This window comes from Burkholderia sp. Z1, assembly GCF_014893795.1.
Classification (GTDB): Bacteria; Pseudomonadota; Gammaproteobacteria; order Burkholderiales; family Burkholderiaceae; genus Burkholderia; species Burkholderia theae.
The window spans coordinates 2,349,501-2,371,752 of the sequence record NZ_JACFYL010000002.1 but is presented as its reverse complement, the minus strand read 5'-3'; the positions used below and the strand labels follow the sequence as shown (position 1 = coordinate 2,371,752).

The 22,252-nt window shown below is 63.1% G+C and carries 17 protein-coding genes and 1 tRNA gene; 15 read left to right on the top strand and 3 right to left on the bottom strand.

From position 1 onward, the window contains the following. The first annotated feature begins 311 nt into the window (after positions 1-311). On the top strand, positions 312-1,187 hold the full coding sequence (locus H3H55_RS27540) for a dienelactone hydrolase family protein (RefSeq protein WP_193100997.1): 876 nt from the start codon (positions 312-314) through the stop codon (positions 1,185-1,187). 51 nt (positions 1,188-1,238) lie between these two features. On the opposite strand, the gene H3H55_RS27535 is transcribed toward H3H55_RS27540, so the two are convergent. After that, positions 1,239-2,108 carry a sulfurtransferase gene (locus H3H55_RS27535; RefSeq protein ID WP_193100996.1) on the bottom strand — a complete coding sequence of 290 codons (870 nt, stop codon included), beginning with the start codon at positions 2,106-2,108 and terminating at the stop codon, positions 1,239-1,241. Between the two features lie 117 nt (positions 2,109-2,225). Then, entirely contained in the window at positions 2,226-3,332 is a 1,107-nt protein-coding gene (locus H3H55_RS27530) for an aromatic ring-hydroxylating oxygenase subunit alpha (protein ID WP_193100995.1), read from the bottom strand. Positions 3,333-3,603: 271 nt separating this feature from the next. Here H3H55_RS27530 and H3H55_RS27525 point away from each other — a divergent pair, with 271 nt between their 5' ends. The 4 genes from H3H55_RS27525 (at position 3,604) to folE2 (ending at position 7,728) form a co-directional block, all read left to right on the top strand. Further along, a complete protein-coding gene (locus H3H55_RS27525) occupies positions 3,604-3,897 on the top strand; it encodes an exodeoxyribonuclease VII small subunit (RefSeq protein WP_011355806.1) in 294 nt (97 codons plus the stop codon). Beyond that, a complete protein-coding gene (locus H3H55_RS27520; protein ID WP_048250240.1) occupies positions 3,894-4,778 on the top strand; it encodes a polyprenyl synthetase family protein in 885 nt (294 codons plus the stop codon). The genes H3H55_RS27525 and H3H55_RS27520 overlap by 4 nt, the downstream gene beginning before the upstream one ends. Before the next feature lie 81 nt (positions 4,779-4,859). Continuing rightward, on the top strand, positions 4,860-6,764 hold the full coding sequence (dxs, locus tag H3H55_RS27515) for a 1-deoxy-D-xylulose-5-phosphate synthase (RefSeq protein WP_048250241.1): 1,905 nt from the start codon (positions 4,860-4,862) through the stop codon (positions 6,762-6,764). 154 nt (positions 6,765-6,918) lie between these two features. Continuing rightward, a complete protein-coding gene (gene folE2, locus H3H55_RS27510) occupies positions 6,919-7,728 on the top strand; it encodes a GTP cyclohydrolase FolE2 (protein ID WP_089428001.1) in 810 nt (269 codons plus the stop codon). Between the two features lie 88 nt (positions 7,729-7,816). Here folE2 and tsaD read toward each other — a convergent pair whose 3' ends face one another. Next, positions 7,817-8,857 (bottom strand): tRNA (adenosine(37)-N6)-threonylcarbamoyltransferase complex transferase subunit TsaD, encoded by a 1,041-nt coding sequence (tsaD, locus tag H3H55_RS27505; protein WP_048250243.1) that lies wholly within the window; start codon positions 8,855-8,857, stop codon positions 7,817-7,819. Positions 8,858-8,978: 121 nt separating this feature from the next. On the opposite strand from tsaD, the gene H3H55_RS27500 reads away from it, so the two are divergent. The 10 genes from H3H55_RS27500 to H3H55_RS27455 all read left to right on the top strand — a co-directional run bounded on the left by H3H55_RS27500 (position 8,979) and on the right by H3H55_RS27455 (position 22,240). Further along, entirely contained in the window at positions 8,979-10,208 is a 1,230-nt protein-coding gene (locus H3H55_RS27500; RefSeq protein WP_268991238.1) for an NAD(P)/FAD-dependent oxidoreductase, read from the top strand. Positions 10,209-10,314: 106 nt separating this feature from the next. Beyond that, on the top strand, positions 10,315-10,527 hold the full coding sequence (gene rpsU, locus H3H55_RS27495; protein WP_006751743.1) for a 30S ribosomal protein S21: 213 nt from the start codon (positions 10,315-10,317) through the stop codon (positions 10,525-10,527). 238 nt (positions 10,528-10,765) lie between these two features. Next, positions 10,766-11,212, top strand: coding sequence for a GatB/YqeY domain-containing protein (locus H3H55_RS27490; protein WP_048250245.1), 447 nt, complete (start codon positions 10,766-10,768; stop codon positions 11,210-11,212). A gap of 70 nt (positions 11,213-11,282) precedes the next feature. After that, positions 11,283-13,157 (top strand): DNA primase, encoded by a 1,875-nt coding sequence (gene dnaG / locus H3H55_RS27485; protein WP_193100994.1) that lies wholly within the window; start codon positions 11,283-11,285, stop codon positions 13,155-13,157. Between the two features lie 88 nt (positions 13,158-13,245). Next, entirely contained in the window at positions 13,246-15,663 is a 2,418-nt protein-coding gene (gene rpoD, locus H3H55_RS27480) for an RNA polymerase sigma factor RpoD (protein ID WP_193100993.1), read from the top strand. A gap of 138 nt (positions 15,664-15,801) precedes the next feature. Beyond that, positions 15,802-15,877 (top strand) — tRNA-Ile (locus tag H3H55_RS27475). Positions 15,878-16,238: 361 nt separating this feature from the next. Continuing rightward, on the top strand, positions 16,239-17,270 hold the full coding sequence (locus H3H55_RS27470) for a response regulator transcription factor (protein WP_226800384.1): 1,032 nt from the start codon (positions 16,239-16,241) through the stop codon (positions 17,268-17,270). Positions 17,271-18,164: 894 nt separating this feature from the next. Continuing rightward, positions 18,165-19,166 carry an AraC family transcriptional regulator gene (locus H3H55_RS27465; protein WP_129516878.1) on the top strand — a complete coding sequence of 334 codons (1,002 nt, stop codon included), beginning with the start codon at positions 18,165-18,167 and terminating at the stop codon, positions 19,164-19,166. A 242-nt stretch (positions 19,167-19,408) separates the two neighbouring features. Continuing rightward, positions 19,409-20,173, top strand: a complete 765-nt coding sequence (locus H3H55_RS27460) for a response regulator transcription factor (RefSeq protein WP_193100991.1) — start codon at positions 19,409-19,411, stop codon at positions 20,171-20,173. A gap of 141 nt (positions 20,174-20,314) precedes the next feature. After that, positions 20,315-22,240, top strand: a complete 1,926-nt coding sequence (locus H3H55_RS27455; protein WP_193100990.1) for a S8 family peptidase — start codon at positions 20,315-20,317, stop codon at positions 22,238-22,240. The last annotated feature ends 12 nt before the right edge of the window (positions 22,241-22,252 follow it).

Sequence of the window (22,252 nt, the reverse complement as noted above, 5' to 3'; positions counted from 1 at the left end):
GGAAGGTCGTGTGTGCGCTTGCCGGGCGGCATCGTCCGCGCGTTTTCCTTTTCATTTCGCGAGCATTCGGTCGCGCAACGACGATCGAAATAGACTGGCCGCGCTACGATTGGAGCGGCCGGATCGAATCGTCGTAATTGAGTCTTACACATCTGACAGTTGACGCGACAACGGATTATTGGGCATCTTGTCCGAGTTTTCGTTTGCGGCGGGGTGCCAACCGCCGCGATATTCGCGCCGCGCGCCGACACGATGCTCCGTCATGCCGCATCCATGATCGTGACGGTGGCGCTCAATCGAGGAGTGCATTCATGTTGAAACCCGAAGTCGACAGCCTGGTCCCCCACGTTCCGTTCTCGCGCCGCAAGTTCATGCAGGCCGCGCTGGGCGGCACCTTCGCGGCGGCCGTGCTGCCCGTGTCGGCGCAGACGGTCACGACCGACAGCGCCGGGCTGGACGTCGACACCGTCGAGATCCGCTCCGGCGACGCAAGCGTGCCGGCCTATCGCGCGCAGCCGGCCGGCAAGACGAACCTGCCGGTCATCATCGTGATCCACGAGATCTTCGGCGTGCATGCGCATATCGCCGACGTCTGCCGCCGCTTCGCGAAGCTCGGCTACCTCGCGATCGCGCCCGACCTGTTCGCGCGGCAGGGCAACGCGTCGAAGTATCCGACGATGAAGGATCTGTTCGACAACATCATCAGCAAGGTGCCCGACCGGCAGGTCACCGAGGACCTCGATGCGACCGTCGCGTGGGCCGGCAAGAACGGCGGCGACCTGGCGCGTCTCGGCGTCACGGGGTTCTGCTGGGGCGGCCGCCAGGCGTGGCTGTATGCGGAACACAACCCGCACGTGCGCGCGGCCGTCGCGTGGTACGGGTTCGTCGAGGGCAAGACCGACGAGATGACGCCGTTCAATCCGGTCGATCATGCGTCGCAGCTGAAGGTGCCCGTGCTCGGGCTCTACGGCGAAAAGGATACGAACATCACGCAGGCGTCGCTCGCCGACATGCGCAAGGCGATCCAGACCAGCGATTCGAAGCTTGCACGCGCATCGGAGATCGTCGTGTATCCGGATGCCGGCCACGCGTTCTTCGCCGATTACCGGCCGAGCTACGTCAAGGCCGATGCCGAGGACGGCTGGAAGCGCGCGATCGAGTGGTTCCGCAAGTACGGCGTGCTGTAAACGGCAAGCGGCGGCACATGCCGCCGCTCCGTTGCTGCGCTTCGCCTTCGCTTACGGCGTCGGGCCGGTGGCGATCGGCCGCGACGGATCGGCGCTCCATTCGCTCCACGAACCCGGATACAGCGACGCGCCGTGCAGCCCCGCAATCTCCAGCGCAAGCGCGTTGTGGCAGGCGGTGACGCCGGAGCCGCATTGCAGGATCACGCTGTTCGGTTCGATGCCCGCCAGCAGCGTGGAGAACGTCTCGCGCAGTTCATGGCCGGTCTTGAAGCGACCGTCGGCGGTCAGGTTGTCCTTGAAGAACCGGTTGCGCGCGCCGGGGATGTGGCCGCCGACACGATCGATCGTTTCGTTTTCACCGCGGTAGCGGTCCGGTGCGCGAGCATCGATCACGACGCGCGTGGGCGACTTGATGTTCGCGAGCACGGCTGCCGCGTCGACCGTCGATTCGAGCGGCGCGCCCGCGCGGAAGTCGCCGGCGGCCGGTTGCGGCACGTCGGTCGCCAGCGGCTGGCCGGCCGCTTCCCAGGCCTGCAGGCCGCCGTCGAGCACGGCGACCGAATCGTGGCCGAGCCAGCGCAGCAGCCACCACAGGCGCGCCGCATAGGCGCTGCCTTGTGCGTCGTATGCGACGACCTGCTGGCCCTGCTTGAGGCCGCGGCTGGCGAGCAGCGTGGCGAGTGCATCGCGGGTCGGCAGCGGATGGCGGCCGTTGGTGCCCGTCTTGCGGCCCGACAGGTCGCGGTCGAGATGAAGATACTGCGCGCCGGGGATATGGCCGGCCGCATAGGCGGCTTCGCCCGCGCCCGGATCGGCGAGATCGAAGCGGCAATCGAACAGTACGACGCTGCCGGGCGCCGCGGCCAGGCGCTCGGCGAGATTGGCGGCGGAGATGAGCGTGGTGTAATGGGTGTGTGGCATGACGGCTCCCTGGAGTGCGAATGACCTGACACTCCAAGTCTAAACAAAAAAAGACGGGCCGAAGCCCGTCTTTTCGTCTGCCGGATGGGGCGCGGCGACAAAGCGCCGCACCGGCCGTCAGATGTCGCCGAGGTGGCGGCGCAGGAACTCGTGGAAGTGCTGCATGCCGTCTTCCATCGGGCTCTGGTACGGGCCGACCTGCGACTCGCCGCGTGTCATCAGCGCACGGCGGCCTGCGTCCATCCGCATCGCGATCTCGTCGTCCTCGACGGCCGTTTCCATATAGGCGGCGCGTTCGGCCTCGACGAATTCGCGTTCGAACAGCGCGATTTCCTCGGGGTAATAGAACTCGACGATGTTGGTCGTCTTCTGCGGGCCGCGCGGGATCAGCCACGATACGACGAGCACGTGCGGATACCACTCGATCATCAGGCCCGGGTAGTAGACCATCCAGATCGCGCCGAACTCCGGCGGCACGCCGTTGCGGAACTTCAGCACCTGCTCGTGCCATTTCTGGTAAGTCGCGCTGCCCGGTTTCGCGAGTGCGTTGTGCACGCCGACCGTCTGCACGCTGTACCAGTCGCCGAACTCCCACTTGAGGTCGTCGCACGACACAAAGCTGCCGAGGCCCGGGTGGAACGGGACAACGTGGTAATCCTCGAGGTAGACCTCGATGAACGTCTTCCAGTTGTAATCGCACTCGTGCACTTCGACGTGATCGAAGAGGTACTCGGAGAAGTCGAAGTGATGTTTCGTGCCGAGGTGGGCGAGGTCGCGCGCGACATTCCGGCCTTCGGCCTCGAACAGCAGCCCCTGCCAGTTCTGCAGCGGGCTCTTGCCGAGGTTCAGGCACGGCTTCTCGGGGAAGTGCGGCGCGCCGAGCAGTTCGCCTTCCAGATCGTACGTCCAGCGGTGCAGCGGGCACACGATGTTCTGCGTGTGGCCGCGCCCGTTGAGCATGATGGCCTGCCGGTGGCGGCAGACGTTCGACAGCAGTTCGATCTGGTTCGCCTGGTTGCGGACCAGCACGCGGCCTTCCTTCTCGGACGGCAGCGCAAAATAATCCCCCGCTTCGGGCACCATCAACTCGTGCCCGACGTAACGGGGTCCTTTCTTGAAGAGGGCTTCGATCTCGCGCTCGAGTAGCGCCTCATCGAAGTATGCAGTGACTGGAAGCTGGCTGTGAGCCGACTTCAACTGAAGCGCATCGCTCAGATTGGACATTCCCACTCCCGGTGTTAGCGTGAAAGCAGTGAACAACCCAACCATCGAAAAATCGATTTAGGGAAACGCGGAATTATACCCGGTTCGCCTCGCAAGGCCAGAATTAAGTGCCTGATTTGTGTCAATTTTTTGTCCGGCGACAATCAGGAGGCGCACACTGTGCATCGGAGGTGGGGCCAGAATATGCGCGAGGCCGCCCACGTCGGCAGATCGGAGAATTCTCTTTTGCCGTAGAATGTCCGACTTGTTTTGAAATTTGACACCCTCGTCCATGGCGAAAACCGCATCCCCAGGCGCCACGCCGCCCGGTAATGGCACCGAACCGTTGCCGGACAATTATGAGATGGCGCTCGCGGAACTCGAGACGCTGGTTGCCCGGATGGAAGGCGGCGCGTTGAGCCTCGAGGATTCACTGACGGCATACCGCCGCGGTGCGACCCTCGTTGCGTTTTGCCAACAGCAGCTTGAGAAAGTGGAGCAGCAGGTTCGCGTGCTCGACGGCGCGACGCTGAAGCCGCTTTCGTCCGGAACGGCCGCCACGGACGGCGAAGACGACGATCTATGACATTCGAACAATGGATGCGGTCCGTGCTTGACCGTGTCGAAGACGCACTCGGCCATTATTTGCCCGCTGAAACCGCGATGCCCGCGCAACTCCACGAGGCGATGCGCTACGCGGTCCTCGGCGGCGGCAAACGCGTTCGCCCGCTGCTGTGCCATGCAGCAGGCGAGTTGACCGGCGCGACGGAAGCGGCGCGCAACGCGGCGGCGGCGGCGCTGGAGATGATCCACGTCTACTCGCTCGTGCACGACGACATGCCGTGCATGGACGACGACGCGCTGCGACGCGGCAAGCCGACCGTGCACGTGCAGTACGACGAGCCGACGGCACTGCTCGTCGGCGATGCGCTGCAATCGCAGGCGTTCGTCGCGCTGACCGACGCCGATGCGCTGTCGCCGGTGCAGCAGGCGGCGCTCGTGCGCGAGCTTGCGCTCGCGAGCGGCTCGATCGGCATGGCCGGCGGGCAGGCGATCGACCTGGCGAGCGTCGGCCTCAAGCTGACGCGCGAGCAGCTCGAGACGATGCACCGGATGAAGACGGGCGCCTTGTTGCGCGCGGCCGTGCGGATGGGCGCACTGGCCGGCGAAACGCCGACGGCGGAAACGATGGCTGCGCTCGACGTCTATGCGGGGGCCGTGGGTCTGGCCTTCCAGGTCGTCGACGATATTCTCGACGTCACGACCGATTCGGCGACGCTCGGCAAGACGGCCGGCAAGGATGCCGCGAACGACAAGCCGACCTACGTTTCGATCCTCGGCCTCGAGGCGTCGCGCGAGCTCGCAGCGCAACTGCGCGCCGAAGCGCATGATGCGTTGAAACCGTTCGGCGCACGCGCACAGCGTCTCGCCGAACTTGCCGACCTGGTAGTGAACCGGGTCAGCTGACGCGAAAGCCCGCCGCCGCGCACACGCTACGGTGCGTGCAAAAGAATGCGGGCGCGTTTGATTTCCTACAATGGAACGACGATGTACGACTTGCTGAAAACCATCGACGACCCGGCGGATTTGCGCCGCCTCGATCGTCGCCAACTGCAACCGCTCGCGGATGAACTGCGCGCGTTCGTGCTCGACAGCGTGTCGAAGACGGGCGGCCATTTGTCGTCCAACCTCGGGACGGTCGAGCTGACGATCGCGTTGCACTACGTGTTCAACACGCCGAACGATCGCATCGTCTGGGATGTGGGTCACCAGACCTACCCGCACAAGATCCTGACGGGCCGCCGCGACCAGATGCATTCGCTGCGCCAGTACGACGGGATCTCGGGCTTCCCGCGCCGCAGCGAATCCGAATACGACACGTTCGGCACCGCGCACTCGAGCACGTCGATTTCGGCCGCGCTCGGCATGGCGATCGGCAGCCAGCTGAACGGCGACGACCGCTTCTCGATCGCCGTGATCGGCGACGGCGCGATGACGGCCGGCATGGCGTTCGAGGCCATGAACAACGCGGGCGTGTCGGAAGACGCGAAGCTGCTCGTGATCCTGAACGACAACGACATGTCGATCTCGCCGCCGGTCGGCGCGCTGAATCGCCATCTCGCACGCCTGATGTCGGGCCGCTTCTATGCGGCCGCGCGCGCGGGCGTCGAGCGCGTGCTGAGCGTGGCGCCGCCGGTGCTCGAACTCGCGCGCAAGCTCGAGGAGCATGCGAAGGGCATGGTCGTGCCGGCCACGCTGTTCGAGGAGTTCGGCTTCAACTACATCGGCCCGATCGACGGTCACGATCTCGATTCGCTGATCCCGACGCTGCAGAACATCCGCGAACTGCGCGGCCCGCAGTTCCTGCACGTGGTGACGAAGAAAGGCCAGGGCTACAAGCTCGCCGAAGCCGATCCCGTGCTCTACCACGGCCCCGGCAAGTTCAATCCGGCCGAAGGCATCAAGCCGTCGCCCACGCCCGCGAAGAAGACGTACACGCAGGTGTTCGGCGAATGGCTGTGCGATGAAGCCGAGCGCGATTCGCGCGTCGTCGGCATCACGCCCGCGATGCGCGAAGGCTCGGGCATGGTCGAGTTCGAGAAGCGCTTCAAGGATCGTTACTACGACGTCGGCATCGCCGAGCAGCACGCGGTGACGTTCGCGGGCGGCCTCGCGACCGAAGGGCTCAAGCCGGTCGTCGCGATCTACTCGACGTTCCTGCAGCGTGGTTACGACCAGTTGATCCACGACGTCGCGCTGCAGAACCTGCCGGTCGTGTTCGCGATCGACCGCGCGGGCCTCGTCGGCGCGGACGGCGCGACGCACGCGGGTGCGTACGATCTCGCGTTCATGCGTTGCATCCCGAACATGACGGTCATGACGGCATCCGACGAAAACGAATGCCGCCAGATGCTGCACACGGCGCTGCAGCAGCCGAACCCGACCGCGGTGCGCTATCCGCGCGGCGCGGGTACGGGCGTGCCGACGGTAAAGGAGCTCACCGAGATCCCGCTCGGCAAGGGTGAAGTGCGTCGTCACACGGCGCAGCCGGAAGGCAAGCGCGTCGCGATCCTCGCGTTCGGCACGATGGTCGCACCGTCGCTCGCCGCGGCCGAGGAACTCGACGCAACCGTCGCGAACATGCGCTTCGTGAAGCCGGTCGATGCCGCGCTCGTGCGCGAACTCGCCGAAACGCACGACTACCTCGTCACGATCGAGGAAGGCTGCGTGATGGGCGGCGCGGGCTCGGCCTGCGTGGAAGCCCTGATGGAGAGTGGGGTTATCCGACCCGTACTACAATTGGGCCTCCCTGACCAGTTCGTCGATCACGGCGACCACGCAAAGCTGTTGTCGCAATGCGGCCTCGACGGCGCGGGCATCGCGAAATCGATTCGCGAACGCTTCCTGAACCCGGCGGCCGATGTCGCCGGTCAGGCGAAGCGCGTCGCATAAGCTGGCACCGCCCGCGGGCGATGTCGGTGCGACTGGCGCAACCGGTCTTCATTGATGCGGAAAACATGGGCCTGCGGGCCCATGTTGCTTTTCCGGCTGCCGCATGACGCGGCGTGCGCGTTGTCGAACGCGCGGCTTACAAGGATTGAACAAGATGAACCAGATGAATCCCGCCTTCGTGATGCCCGACGTGCAGAGCACGGTGGATACCCGCCAGATTCCGATTCAGCGCGTGGGCGTGAAGGCGGTCCGGCATCCGTTGACGGTGTGTACCGAAAGCGGCGACGTGCAGCCGACCGTCGGTGTCTGGAATCTCGATGTGCGTCTGCCGGCCGACCAGAAGGGCACGCACATGTCGCGCTTCGTCGCGCTGCTCGAAGAGAACCGCGCGCCGCTGACGGTCGAGCGTTTCCGCGCGATGCTCGCGTCGATGCTCGAGAAACTCGAAGCCGAGGCCGGCCGCATCGAGGTCACGTTCCCGTACTTCGTGAACAAGACGGCGCCGGTGTCCGGCGTGCAGAGCCTGCTCGACTATGAAGTGACGCTCGCGGGCGAAAGCCGCAACGGCGACACGCGCCTGTTCCTGAAGGTGCTCGTGCCGGTGACGAGCCTGTGCCCGTGCTCGAAGAAGATCTCGCAGTACGGCGCGCACAACCAGCGCTCGCATGTGACGATCGATGCCGAACTCGCGGCCGACCTGCCGGTCGAGGCGCTGATCCGCATCGCCGAAGAAGAGGCGTCGTGCGAGCTGTGGGGCCTGCTGAAGCGCCCGGACGAGAAGTTCGTCACCGAGCGTGCATACGAGAACCCGAAGTTCGTCGAGGATCTCGTGCGCGACGTCGCGCAGCGTCTCGATGCGGACGAGCGCGTGGTCGCGTACGTGCTTGAAGCCGAGAACTTCGAATCGATCCACAATCACAGCGCCTATGCGCTGATCGAACGCGACAAGCGGCTGGCGGCATAACGCCGCGGCGTTTTGTCGCGCCGATGAAAAAGGCCGCTCGTTTGAGCGGCCTTTTTTGTATTTCTGCGCAGGCGTTACGTTGTGCGGCTCAGCGTGCGAGCGATGCGAGATCCCAGCGCGGCTTCACCGTGAATGCGTAGTCGGCGTTCGCTTGTTCGGGCCAGCGCGCGAGCCGCAATGCACCGGCGAGCGCGATCATCGCGCCGTTGTCGGTGCACAGTGCGAGATCGGGGTAGTGCACGTTGAAGCCGCGCTTCGCGGCGGCGGCCGACAACGCGTCGCGCAGCTGACGGTTTGCACCGACGCCACCCGCGACCACGAGGCGCTTGAGCTTCGTTTTCTTCAGCGCCGCGAGCGACTTCGCGACGAGCACGTCGACGGCCGCGTCGACGAAGCCGCGCGCGAGGTCGGCCTTCGCGCGTTCGAGCGCTTCACCGGTCAGCTGCGCCGCTTCGAACTTCTTCATCTGCGTGAGCACGGCCGTCTTCAGGCCGCTGAAGCTGAAGTCGAGATCGCCCGAATGCAGCATCGGGCGCGGCAACACGACTGCGCCTGGCGTGCCCGTTTCGGCGAGCTTCGACACTTCCGGGCCGCCCGGGTAGCCGAGGCCGATCAGTTTCGCCGTCTTGTCGAACGCTTCGCCGGCCGCATCGTCGAGCGTTTCGCCGAGCGTCTCGTACACGCCGACGTCGGTCACGCGCATCAGTTGCGTGTGGCCGCCCGAAACCAGCAGCGCGACGAACGGGAACGGCGGCGGCTCCGCGACGAGCAGCGGCGACAGCAGGTGGCCTTCGAGGTGATGGATGCCGACGGTCGGCTTGTTCCACGCGAGCGCGAGCGCATTCGCGATGCTCGCACCGACCAGCAGCGCGCCGGCGAGGCCGGGGCCTTGCGTGAATGCGATCGCGTCGATGTCGTCACGGCGCGTGCCGCTTTGCGCCATCACTTCCTCGAGCAGCGGCAGCGCGCGGCGGATGTGGTCGCGCGACGCGAGTTCGGGCACGACGCCGCCGTAGTCGCGGTGCATCGCGATCTGCGAGTGGAGCGCGTGTGCGAGCAGGCCGCGCTGCGTGTCGTAGAGCGCGAGGCCGGTTTCGTCACAGGAGCTTTCGATGCCGAGAACGAGCATGGGTGCGGGCGGGGCGCGCTGTATCGAGCGCGCCGCAGGAAGGTCAACGTAACCGGAAATTATAGCAGGCGAGGGCTGGCCGCCGCTGGCTGCGGCCCGGGACCGATGCCGGGCAGGTACAATCCGCGCCATGGAAACTTATGACATCGCCGTGATCGGCGCGGGCGCCGCCGGGATGATGAGCGCCGCGGTCGCCGGGCAGCTCGGCCGCCGCGTCGTGCTGATCGATCACGCGCCGCGGCTCGCCGAGAAAATTCGCATCTCGGGCGGCGGCCGCTGCAACTTCACGAACCTGTACGCAGGCCCCGACAACTACCTGTCGTCGAATCCGCATTTCGCGCGCTCGGCGCTGGCGCGCTATACGCCGCGCGACTTCCTCGGGCTGCTCAAGCGCCATCACGTGACCTGGCACGAAAAGCACAAGGGCCAGCTCTTTTGCGATCACGGCAGCGACGCGGTCATCGACGTGCTGAAGCACGAGTGCGATGCGGGCGGCGTCGCGTGGCGCCGGCCGGTCGTCGTCGACGCGGTGCGCCACGCGCCGTCCGACGGCTTCACGCTCGATACGCAGCAGGCGGGGCCGATCGGCGCGCGCGCACTGATCATCGCGACCGGCGGCCTGTCGATCCCGAAGATCGGCGCGACCGACTTCGGCTACCGGCTCGCGAAGCAGTTCGGCCACAAGCTCATCGATACGCGGCCCGCGCTCGTGCCGCTCACGTTCGCGCAGCAGGACTGGGAGCCGTTCGCGGCGTTGTCCGGCGTATCGCTCGAAGTGCGCGTGTCGACCGGCGACAAGAAGCGCGGCGGCGAATTCGTCGAGGACCTGCTGCTGACCCATCGCGGCCTGTCCGGGCCCGGCATCCTGCAGATCTCGAGCTACTGGCAGCCCGGCGACCCGATCCGCGTGGACCTGCTGCCGCAGCGCGACACGGTGGCCGACCTGCTCGACGCGAAGCGCACGTCGAAGCGCCAGATCGGTTCGCTGCTCGCGGACTGGGTGCCGTCGCGCCTCGCGCATGCGTGGCTCGACACGCATCGCGTCGCGGCCGACGCGCGGCTTGCAGACCTGCCCGACAAGACGCTGCGCCAGATCGGCGACGCGCTGTCCGGCTGGACGCTGACACCGAACGGCACCGAAGGCTACAAGAAGGCCGAAGTGACGAAGGGCGGCGTCGATACGCGGGAACTGTCGTCGGCGACGATGATGAGCGCGCGGGTGCCGGGGCTGTACTTCATCGGCGAGGCGGTGGACGTGACGGGCTGGCTCGGCGGCTACAACTTCCAGTGGGCGTGGGCGTCCGGCACGGCGGCCGGGCAGGCCGCGGCGGAGTATTCGCGCGGCGCGTGACATGCCCGGCAGGCCCGGTTTTAGCGGGACCAGGCCCCGTGCCTTTGAGCAATCGCTCTGCTATACTCGGTAGTCTTTCCCTGCAAACCTTTATTCGTGTCGGATCATGACGATCATTCGCGTTAAAGAGAACGAGCCGTTCGAAGTTGCAATGCGTCGCTTCAAGCGCACGATCGAGAAGAATGGTCTGTTGACCGAGCTTCGCGCGCGCGAGTTTTTCGAGAAGCCGACCGCGGAGCGCAAGCGCAAGAAGGCTGCTGCAGTGAAGCGTCATTACAAGCGTATCCGCAGCCAGACGTTGCCGAAGAAGTTGTACTGAACGATTGGGCGCCGCGCGGTTCGCTAAGCGGCGCACCGGCGACTCCGTGCGATCGGGCGCGATCACGGACGATCAAGCGCAATCGTGCAGCCGGTCGGGAAACCGATCAGTTGGCCGATCAGGCAGCGAGCCGCCGATGCCGGATTCGAGCAACCCGCTTGAGACACTGTCCCAAGCGGGTTTTTGTGTTGACGCCTGTTCGCGGGCGTCGGATTCACGTTTCCATCCCGGGTGAAAGATGAGTTTGAAAGAGCAGATCAGCGAAGACATGAAGACCGCGATGCGCGCGAAGGACAGCGAGCGCCTGTCGACGATTCGACTGCTGATGGCCGCGATCAAGCAGCGCGAGGTCGATGATCGGGTCACGCTCGACGACGCGGGCATCACGGCCGTGATCGACAAGATGATCAAGCAGCGCAAGGATTCGATCAGCCAGTTCCAGGCCGCCAGCCGCGACGACCTCGTTGCGAAAGAGCAGGCCGAACTGGTCGTGCTGGGCGCCTACATGCCCGCGCAACTGTCGGACGCCGAAGTGGCGGCCGAAGTCCAGGCGGCGGTCGCGCAAACCGGCGCAGCCGGCCCGCAGGACATGGGCAAGGTGATGGGCGTGCTGAAGGGCAAGCTCGCGGGCCGTGCCGACATGACGGCCGTTTCCGCGCAGGTCAAGGCCGCGCTCACCAAGTAAAACCCGCTCCCGGCGCGCTCAGCGATGCGTGCGCCGGGCATCGTATTGTCTTTTTTCGCTCGATCCCACGGTGATTCCGCATTCGTTCCTGCAGGATTTGCTGAACCGCGTCGATATCGTCGACGTGGTGGGTCGGTACGTGCAGCTCAAGAAGGGCGGCGCCAATTTCATGGGGCTGTGCCCGTTCCATAACGAGAAGAGCCCGTCGTTTACCGTCAGCCCGACCAAGCAGTTCTATCACTGCTTCGGCTGCGGCGCGCACGGCACGGCGATCGGCTTCCTGATGGAACACGCGGGGCTGACGTTCCCGGAGGCGGTGCAGGAACTCGCGCAATCGGTCGGGCTGACCGTGCCCCACGAACCGTCGATGCGCGGTGGTGGGGGCGGAGGCGGTGGCGGCGACTATCCGGCGCCGGTGTCGAAATCGGTTGCGACCGCATTGTCCGACGCGATGTCCACTGCGTGCGACTACTACCGCAAGCAGCTGCGCGGCGCGACCGTCGCGATCCAGTATCTGAAGAACCGGGGCCTGACCGGCGAGATCGCCGCACGCTTCGGGCTCGGTTATGCGCCGGACGGTTGGCAGAACCTCGAAACCGCGTTCCCGGACTATCGCGACGAGTCGCTCGTCGAGTCGGGGCTCGTGATCGTCAGCGAGAAAACCGATGCGCAGGGGGCCGCGCGCCGCTACGACCGGTTCCGCGAGCGGATCATGTTCCCGATCCGCAACGTGAAGGGGCAGGTGATCGGCTTCGGCGGCCGCGTGCTCGGCAGCGGCGAGCCGAAGTACCTGAACTCGCCCGAAACGCCGCTGTTCAACAAGGGCAGCGAGCTGTACGGCCTGTTCGAGGCGCGGCTCGCGATTCGCGAGCGCAAGTACGTGCTGGTCGTCGAAGGCTACATGGACGTCGTCGCGCTTGCGCAGCTCGGGTTCCCGAACGCGGTCGCGACGCTCGGCACCGCGTGCACGCCGATTCACGTGCAGAAGCTGCTGCGCCAGACCGACACAGTTATTTTCAGTTTCGACGGCGATTCGGCCGGGCGGCGTGCGGCGCGGCGCGCGCTCGAGGCATGCCTGCCGCATGCGGCGGACAACCGCACGATCCGGTTCCTTTTTCTGCCGACCGAGCACGACCCGGACAGCTATGTCCGCGAGTTCGGCGCGGAGGCGTTCTCCGAGCAGGTCGAGCGTGCGATGCCGCTGTCGCAATTTCTGCTGAACGAAGCAATTGCCGGCAAGGCGCTCGATCAGCCGGAAGGCCGCGCGAAGGCGCTGTTCGATGCGAAGCCGCTGCTGCAGGCGCTGCCCGCGAACGCGTTGCGCGCGCAGATCATGCACATGTTCGCCGATCGTCTCGATATCCCGTTCGAAGAAGTCGCGGGGCTGTCCGACGTCGATACGCGGATCGCGGCGCCGCCGCGCCAGGCGCCTGCGCGGAGCGAACGGCGTCGCGTGACGGACAGCGAAAAGCGTGCGCTGCGCACGCTGGTGATGCATCCGCGTATCGCGTCGCAGCTCGACGACGAGCAGATTGCGACCCTGCGCGCGTTGCCGCGCATCGGCGAGCTGTTCGCCGAAGTCGTCGACCATGCGCGCGCGCTGGGCGACGGCGCGGAGTTCCGGCTGCTGTCGGATGTCCTGCGGACCTCCTCGAATGGGGCGACTTACGAGGAAATCTTCCGCGAAATTCTGGACTATGATGAAAACGTCCGCGATTTGCTGTTACAGAATCCGGAAGACGAGACGGTGCCCGAGCGGCAGCGTGAACAGGAACGGATCGCGGGGGAGGAGCTGCAGGCGGCGGTGCTCAAGATGCGCTATGACGCCTGCTGCGACCGGCTTGACCGGCTGGCGCGGCAATCCACCTTCACACCCGAGGAATTGGCCGAACTGACGGAATTGAACCAGCAGCGAACCGACATGAAACGTCGGCTCGGGCTGTAGGCGGCCGGGGCGCTTAGAGAGGGCGCCCCAGCGTGCTATAATATAAGGTTTCCAGCGGTTTGTTTTCTAAGCAGAGGCGAGAATCGCGATGGCAAAGACGACAGGCGGAAAGAAAGCAGCAGGCAAGGGCTCGACGGAGCCGACCAAGAAGGTCACAGCGGCCAAGTCTGCTTCTTCCACCAGGACAACGTCTTCAGCCACGTCAGCTTCTGCGGGAAAGAAAACCGCGGCCGGCACTGCTCAGGCTGCGCCGGCGCCGGTAGCCAGAACACGGGCTGCCGCCAGACCCGACTCCGGGCCGGCCAAGCCGGCGGCGAAGCGGGCAAGTGCGAAAAGCGCAAGGGACACGACTGCCGCCGCGGACGAAACGGCAGTACGTACTACTCATGCACCCACGGTTCAACCGGCTGTCGTCCAGCAGCCGCGAGTCGATATAGCCGGTACGGCGAACTCCATGACCAAAAAGCTGAACGAAGTATCCGTCGTTGACGACGCAAATCAGAGCGACGAGCAGCCCGCAGCCGCGGCTGCCCCGGGCAAATCCAAGGTGCGCGATCGTCGTGCCAAGGAAAAGGCGCTGCTGAAGGAAGCGTTCGCGACGAGCACGCCCGGCACGGCCGAGGAGCTCGAAGAGCGCCGCGTGAAGCTGCGCGCGCTGATCAAGCTCGGCAAGGAGCGCGGCTTCCTCACGTACGCCGAAATCAACGACCACCTGCCGGACAACTTCACCGAGACCGAAGCCCTCGAAGGCATCATCGGCACGTTCAACGACATGGGCGTGGCGGTCTATGAGCAGGCGCCGGACGCGGAAACGCTGCTCCTGAACGACAACGCGCCGGCCGCGTCGTCGGACGATGAAGTCGAAGAGGAAGCGGAAGTCGCGCTGTCCACCGTCGATTCGGAATTCGGCCGCACGACCGATCCGGTCCGGATGTACATGCGCGAAATGGGCACGGTCGAGCTGCTCACGCGCGAAGGCGAAATCGAGATCGCGAAGCGGATCGAGGACGGCCTGCGCCACATGGTGATGGCGATTTCCGCGTGCCCGACGACGATCGCCGACATCCTCGCGATGGCCGAACGCGTCGCGAACGAAGAGATCCGCGTCGACGAGCTCGTCGACGGCCTGCTCGATCCGAACGCTTCGGACACCGCCGATACCGACGGCTTCTCCGCGAAGGAAGCGGAAGCCATCGAGAACGAGGACGAGGAAGCCGAAGAGGAAGAGGAAGAAGAGGAAGAAGAGGAGGACGACGGTGCCGCGCAAGCATCGGCCAACGCCGCCCAGCTCGAAGCCCTCAAGCGCGCATCGCTCGACAAGTTCTCGCAGATCAGCGAGTGGTTCGACAAGATGCGCCGCGCGTTCGAGAAGGAAGGCTACAAGTCGAAGTCCTACCTGAAGGCGCAGGAAACGATTCAGACCGAGCTGATGACGATCCGCTTCACCGCGCGTACCGTCGAGCGCCTGTGTGACACGCTGCGTGCGCAAGTGGATGAAGTGCGTCAGGTCGAGCGCCAGATCCTGCACACGGTCGTCGACAAGTGCGGCATGCCGCGTTCGGAATTCATCGCGCGCTTCCCGGGCAGCGAGACGGATCTCGACTGGTCCGAGAAGATCGCGGCCGAAGGCCATTCGTACGGCGCGGTCCTGTCGCGCAACATCCCGGCGATCCGCGAACAGCAGCAGCGCCTGCTCGACCTGCAGGCGCGCGTCGTGCTGCCGCTGAAGGACCTGAAGGAAACCAACCGCCAGATGGCGGCCGGCGAACTGAAGGCACGCCAGGCGAAGCGCGAAATGACCGAGGCGAACCTGCGTCTCGTGATCTCGATCGCGAAGAAGTACACGAACCGCGGCCTGCAGTTCCTCGACCTGATCCAGGAAGGCAACATCGGCCTGATGAAGGCGGTGGACAAGTTCGAATACCGTCGCGGCTACAAGTTCTCGACCTATGCGACGTGGTGGATCCGTCAGGCCATCACGCGCTCGATCGCTGACCAGGCGCGCACGATCCGTATTCCGGTTCACATGATCGAGACGATCAACAAGATGAACCGCATCTCGCGGCAGATCCTGCAGGAAACCGGTCTCGAGCCGGATCCGGCAACGCTCGCCGAGAAGATGGAGATGCCGGAAGACAAGATCCGCAAGATCATGAAGATCGCGAAGGAGCCGATCTCGATGGAAACGCCGATCGGTGACGACGACGATTCCCATCTCGGCGACTTCATCGAGGACAACAACACGGTCGCGCCGGCGGATGCCGCGCTGCATGCGAGCATGCGCGACGTCGTGAAGGACGTGCTCGATTCGCTGACGCCGCGCGAGGCGAAGGTGCTGCGGATGCGCTTCGGTATCGAGATGAGCACCGATCACACGCTCGAGGAAGTCGGCAAGCAGTTCGACGTCACCCGCGAGCGGATCCGTCAGATCGAGGCCAAGGCGCTGCGCAAGCTGCGTCACCCGAGCCGTTCCGACAAGCTGAAGTCGTTCCTCGAAGGGAACTGATTTCCAGCGTCTCTCCTGTGAACGCCGCCGGTATCCATGTGATGCCGGTGGCGTTTGTCTCTTTTGCTGTCTTTGTTGTTACAATGCCGGCCCGGCTTCGTTGCCGGGGCTGCGTGTAGCGCGCTTCGCTTCTCATCAGGGCTTGTAGCTCAGCGGTTAGAGCAGTCGACTCATAATCGATTGGTCGCGGGTTCGAACCCCGCCGGGCCCACCATATTCCGTTCCAAGGTTAGCCGAGGAAAATTCGAAACCCGTGATGCCGCAAGGCTTCACGGGTTTTTTGTTTTTCAGGGTGTCCGGGCGGTTTCGTGGACAGCCGGTATGCCTCTCAGGCATCAGGCCATGCCGGTGTGGCATCACGCCGTCCGGTCCTATCGTTTAAGATCGACGACTGTCGGTAATCTCACGAACTCGACCAACTGGCTCCGCCCAACCGGACACTGGCTCCATCAAGCCGATGCGTTGGCCCCAAGCCGTTCCTCCCGCAACAACTCAATGCTCCATGCCGGCTTTCCGTACGTCGATGCGACGATTGCATTCATTCCGTTTGAATTCTTCTCGTTAGGAAATACGTGATGCAGGCAAGTCGGAGCGAATCGGTTGATTCGATCAATTTCCTCGGAGACGTTTTTTTGCGGGTCCACGCGCTTTCGTGCGAACTTCCCGCCCCTTCCTTCATCGGCTCCGCGGTTTCACTTGTCAGTCAATCAATATCCTGTCGTTCCGCGTGGTGGGGGCTGGTTGGTCGTGGGGCCAATGAAGCCACACCGAGGGTCTACAAGAAGGAGTTGATCGGACTACCGGCAGACTTCGAGGAAAGGTGGCTTCTCATCTCGGCACAGGACGCATTCGCGAAAGAAGTCGAACGCCGTATCGGGGAGGTTCACGCTTTTTCTACGGACGAGAACTACAGCGCTCCCGGGAAAACAGAGGAGGTCAGGGCTTTTTGCCGGGAATACGATCTGGCGCATGGCGTATCGGTATTGCTGAGTGAGCCGTTCACGAGGAATCATTTCTTTTGCACGCTGTACCGAGGGCAGGACGCGCGGCCGTTCGATGAAATCGAAATGGCATATTTCGGACAGCTCATGAAATACACGTTGCAGACATGGCGGAAGAATCTTCAACGCATGCTTTCCGTTCCGGCCGCAGACAACGTGCACTCGAGCGGGATTGCGGACAAGGACGGAAGAATTGTCGGCATAGGCGGAGGGCTGTGCGAGTTCATCTCCGTGAACTGGCCGACGTGGCGTGGCGGAACGCTGCCGCGAGAGGTCGTTCAGCTCTTCAGCGACGCGCCTTGCCGTACGCGTCTGGGGGGAAGGACGGTCGAGATCGGCTATTTCGGATCCTATCTGCATGTATCCCTTGCACCGGACGGGCATGGGTTCGTCCTGTCACCCAAGGAGAGGGCGATTGCGCATCAGTTTGCTGCCGGTCGCTCGTACAAGGAAATTTCACGCGTGATCGGCCTATCGCCCGCAACGGTCAGAACCTATTTGCAGCGTGTCTATGCGCACCTCGGGGTGAGCAACAAGGTCCAGTTGGGCAGAGTGCTCGCTCCGGATTCGGCAGATGGCCAGGTTGAGGGCGCCCAGCCATTCTGACCGCGGTACCCGCCAGCATGTAACCTGCCGACGCGTGCGAAGCTGCTGAATCCTGGCGCGGGGATGATCGTCGGTCGTTGCCCGTTTCTCAACCGACCCTCGGGTATGCGAGTCCGCGATCGGAAAATGCCGCCGGCGTCTCCGGCAAGGGTTGGACCTTCAGCGGTCCGGCGTCATACCTATTCGGACCATTTCTCCGATCGTTCCGGTTTCTGCACGATGGGCAACTGCCGGGAATGCGCGTCTGCATTTGCAGAGTATCGAGTGCCGATCGTGCCATGGGAGAATGCTTTCGGTTCGACAGTGATTCAGGGGTAGCCCGCTTCGGCCGGCGACCGGATCCTGACCAGCTCGCCAGCATGCATTGGCGATGCAGATCATGGTTCTCATCGCGACGGCGGCAGCATTGCGTTGTCCGAAAAAACCTGCTCATTGTCCGCTGTTACGCTTCCCCGGTTCAGGGCCGAATGTTCTAATTTTTACATTGAGCAGACAGTAGTCGTTCGATACACGCTCGATCGATTGCGCGGAGGCCGGATGCGGTTCTTGGACGTTCTCGAGCCGTTGCATGTCGGCCTTTGTTCTTGACCGAGAAGGGCAATCGCATTGGTCGGAGTTCTAATGCCGATGAAAAAATTCGGATAACGAATTAACAGGAAACAAAGGGTGCACCGATTGTGAGCGGCAGCGTTGTGACAGCGTTGTGGTTTGCGATGTCCCGAAGCTGGCGTCGGGCATCGATTTCGTTGGAGAAGCATGTGTTGATCCGCGTCACCGAAGGGCGCGATGAACTCGGCGTATGACAGATACACGATGGACGACGAGTGAATGAAAGATGAAATGTCGGGTGCACGGCGTCATTGCATAGAGCACGGGAACGGAAAGAGAGGGTGGATGGATCACGTCGACACCATCGGATTCGACATCGAATGGCGGCCTCTCATCAATTATCTGAAGGAGAAGGGTGTCGCGATTCCCGATCTGTGGGGCGATTCCCGGTCGGCGGGTCGCTTGCCTAGCGGGCTGCTTTACGACTGGATTGCCCAGAACAGCATGTCGCCGCGGGAAGCGCTTCGCATCGGCGAGCACTATCGGCTATCGGACTATGGCGTTGTCGGATTGGCTCTGAAGACTGCCGCCAGCTTTGGAGAGGCGCTTCAAGTCGTCAGGACGTACATGCTGCCGCTTAACCAGAATATTCGTGGTGTGCGTGTCGACGCGTCCGATGCCGGTACCGTCGATGTCAGCATCGACCTGCGCGACAGCCCGGATTTACCCCCGGAACTGAGGCTTTTCAATGCCAATGTAGTTGCCGCGGCGTCATATGCGATCACCAGGAATTTGCTGCGCGACAAGGTCAGATTGATTCGCCTGCGGCTTCCTGAAGCGGCCGACGATCCGGGCCCGTATGAGGCGCACTTCGGTGTTCCGGTTCGGTTCGGTGGCCGGAGCATTGTTTTCACGTTGCCGGGCGGCTGCTTCGATCAGGAGATACCGAGTGCAAACCGGGCGGTCTTTCAGGCAGCCGTCGCGATGAGCGGAGAAGCGCTCGATACGATGCTCTCGCGGGAAGTGCGCGGATATCGGGAGCGCATTCTCTCGTTGCTTGAATCCCTTCCCGACCAGTATCCGGACAGCAGTGATGTCGCCCGGCATCTTGGCATCAACGAGCGAACGCTGCGCCGGCGATTGACCGACGAAGGTTGCAGCTATCGCGAGGTCCTGGATATGGTGCGACAAAAAAGGGCCAAGCGCCTGCTGCTGGATAAGCGTTTGCGCATGGACGACATTGCCGAAAAGCTCGGTTACGCGGATACGTCGAGCTTCAGAAATGCGTTCCGCCGGTGGACCGGATGTAGTCCGAGTGATTTTCGGCGAGATGCCGGCGTCGTATAGCGTTCGGTGAGTCGAAGTCCGCGGTACCCGCGTATCGGCCGGTCGTGGCGCCGGGATCGCACGGCGACGTACGTGCCCGACGGGTTTTGCGATCGATAGGTCGCTGTGGAGTGGGGTGTGATTCCGTATCTGCGTGGATCGTCGGGGTCGTGATTCGGATGGGGGACGCAGAACCGAGCGATAGTCGGTCGATCTGCCGTGCGTGTCGAATTGAAGCGTCGAGGACGAAAAGGGGTGGCCGCGTGATTTTGACGATGCCGAAGAAGAGGGCGGCAATTTTATCAAGGGATTCGAAAATAGAATCGTGGATTATCAATAATCTGGAAGATTCCGATTACGATTGCGTATTTTTCAGAAATTTCAACGATATATTAAGTTGTACGAATCCAGAAGATTTAAGCGTCCTTGTAACGAGGTTCGAGGATCTTGATTCCGTATCGGGGAGGATCTTGCTTCGCCGTAAAAATGGCGCGTTCGAAAAAACGCCGATTCTTTTCGTAACGTCGGGCGTGGAAAAATGGAAAATCGTGTCGATGCTGGACGCGGGTGCTGACGCATATATTGCGACCACCGCGTCACGTCCCGTTTTTCTGTCGTATGTCGATGCGCTCGTGAGGCGCGCGAGGGCGAGAAAGGGGCGTCCCAGCAGGGAAATTCACGGAGCGTACGAATTCGACCTGCTCAGCAAGAAGGTCCGGCGGCAGAGAACGAACATCCCGGTCAACGTGATGGAGTTCCATATTTCTCTTTCGCTTTTCCGGAATCTGAGCGAGTCACTTTCGTTGAACTATCTCGAGGAAATGACTTGGGGCGTTTCGACCGGGGAAGCTCGCGGGAAGATACGGACGCACGTGTCGAATCTGAAGAGGAAGCTCGACCTGACGCCGGAGAATGGTTACCTGCTCACCGCCGTGAGGGGGTATGGGTATCGACTCGAATTGATTCCAGGTCGAGACCGGTTATCGGGTAAATGCGACGAGGTTGATCTGGATTGGAGTACGTCCTGAACATTTCTTGAAGAGGTCAATGGCAGGAAAAGGTGCGTTGCGCCGTTGTGCGAGCGCGACGCGAAGATCCCGACGCCGGCATCGCAGCGCGATCCTGGAAGCGGACCAGCGCATACCCATCAACATCGATCTGAAAATTCCATGCTCTATCGTTCTCGAAAGACATTCGGCGTGACGCTGATCGCGAGTCTGGCGTTGTCTGCCTGCGGCGGCGACGATGCGTCCGGCACCGGTGCCGCCGCGGGCAGCCGTGCCAACGGAGGTGACAGTACGGCGAAAATGGCTTGCCCATTCCAGGGCGCACTCGTTTTCGAGTGCGAGCCGCTTTTCAAATATCAATGGGCATTGAAGCAGCCGGGGAGCTACTTCGCGGGCTTCCCGAACGTGGCCGACGGCAAGACGGACCTCGACGTCGAGAGCGTATTTCGTGATGGGGTTTTCGGGCAGGGCGTCAATCTGCTGGTGCTGGACGACGGTATCGACATCGCACACGAAGATCTGGCGCCGAACGTCAAACGCTCGATGATGCATAACTTCTTCAACGATACGAACGACCCCACGCCAGACGATATCGAATCAGCTCATGGAACCCACGTCGCGGGAATAGCCGCCGCGGCAATGAATGGCAAAGGCATCGTGGGCGTTGCGCCGGATGTGAATCTGGGCGGTGCGCGCTTTCTCGGCTTCGACGATGGTGCTTCGAATCAGATCGCCGCTTACGGCGGCGTGTCGTGGTCGGAGAACGCTGACATCATCAATGCATCGTATGGGATCAATCCGCGGAGCCCGATTGAATACGATACCGACACGTCGAGCACGGAGGCCGTCCGGTCTTTTCCGGAGCGCCGTGACGGCAAGGGGCTCGTCATGCTCAAGGCGACGGGAAACGAATACGCCGGAATTTATAATGCGGCGACCAAGACCACGCGCGACTGCCCGACGGTTGGAGGCAAGCACGGCATGATTTCCTGCGAGAATCCGGCCAATGATCCGGAAGGACTCGAGCCGGGCGTGATCATGGTGGCCGCCGCCAACGCGATGGGGAGAAAGGCAAGCTACTCGAATGCGGGCCCGGTCAACTGGATTACCGCTTTGGGAGGCGAAGACGGAGATAGTGGCGCGTACGGGGAGACAGTTCCTGGTCCGAAGATTTTCTCGACGGATTTGACAGGCTGTCACCGCGGTTACAGTCGCTACCGTTCTCCGGCTGACTCGGAGGACGAAGCGATGAACGACTTCGACACGGCCGGCGAGCCTGTCAACCTGCGCGAGAATCCCGACTGCAAGTACTCGAGCATGAATGGCACTTCGGCGGCCACTCCGATGGTGTCAGGCGTCGTGGCATTGATGCTGTCGGTCAACCCGACGCTGACGTGGCGCGACGTCAGGGACATTCTGCGCACCACCGCGCGAAAGATCGATGCCGGTTATGGTTCGCGTGACGGACGTGATGCACGGATCGACCTCGGCGACGGTAGTGCCTCGGACGACACCCGCTCAGACCTTGTCGACGGAGCGACCACCGCGCGTCTCGACTATGGCTGGCAGACGAATGGTGCCGGCAACGCATATTCGACATGGTACGGCTTCGGTCTGATCGACGCTGCGGCGGCGGTCCGGAAGGCGAGATCCTACACATCGCACGCCGATGCCGATTTGACGATTCCTGGTTTCGCTCGGGCCTTTCCAGACGTCATGCAGATACGATACGGGCACGTTCAGAAGCTTGGCCAATTCAGCGTATCCGGCAACGACAACGTCGATCAGTTGCAGCTTCGCCTGACCGGTAGTGTCTGTATCGGCAGCGTGGGTGTGTACGTCAAATCGCCGTCCGGTACGATTTCGACGCTTGCAGTGCCGTATAACAGCTACTACAAGAACAATGTTTCGGAGGTCAGCCATTACGGCCTCGGCAGCTACGCGTTCTACGGTGAGCAATCCGCCGGAACCTGGGAGGTCTACGCGGTCAACGTAGTGCCGCAGCCCGGATGCAACAGCTCCCCCGGTAACCTCACGCGCCTGAGCAAACCGTTGTCCGTCGAATACCGCATCATCGCAGCCCGTTGAGAGACCCGGATC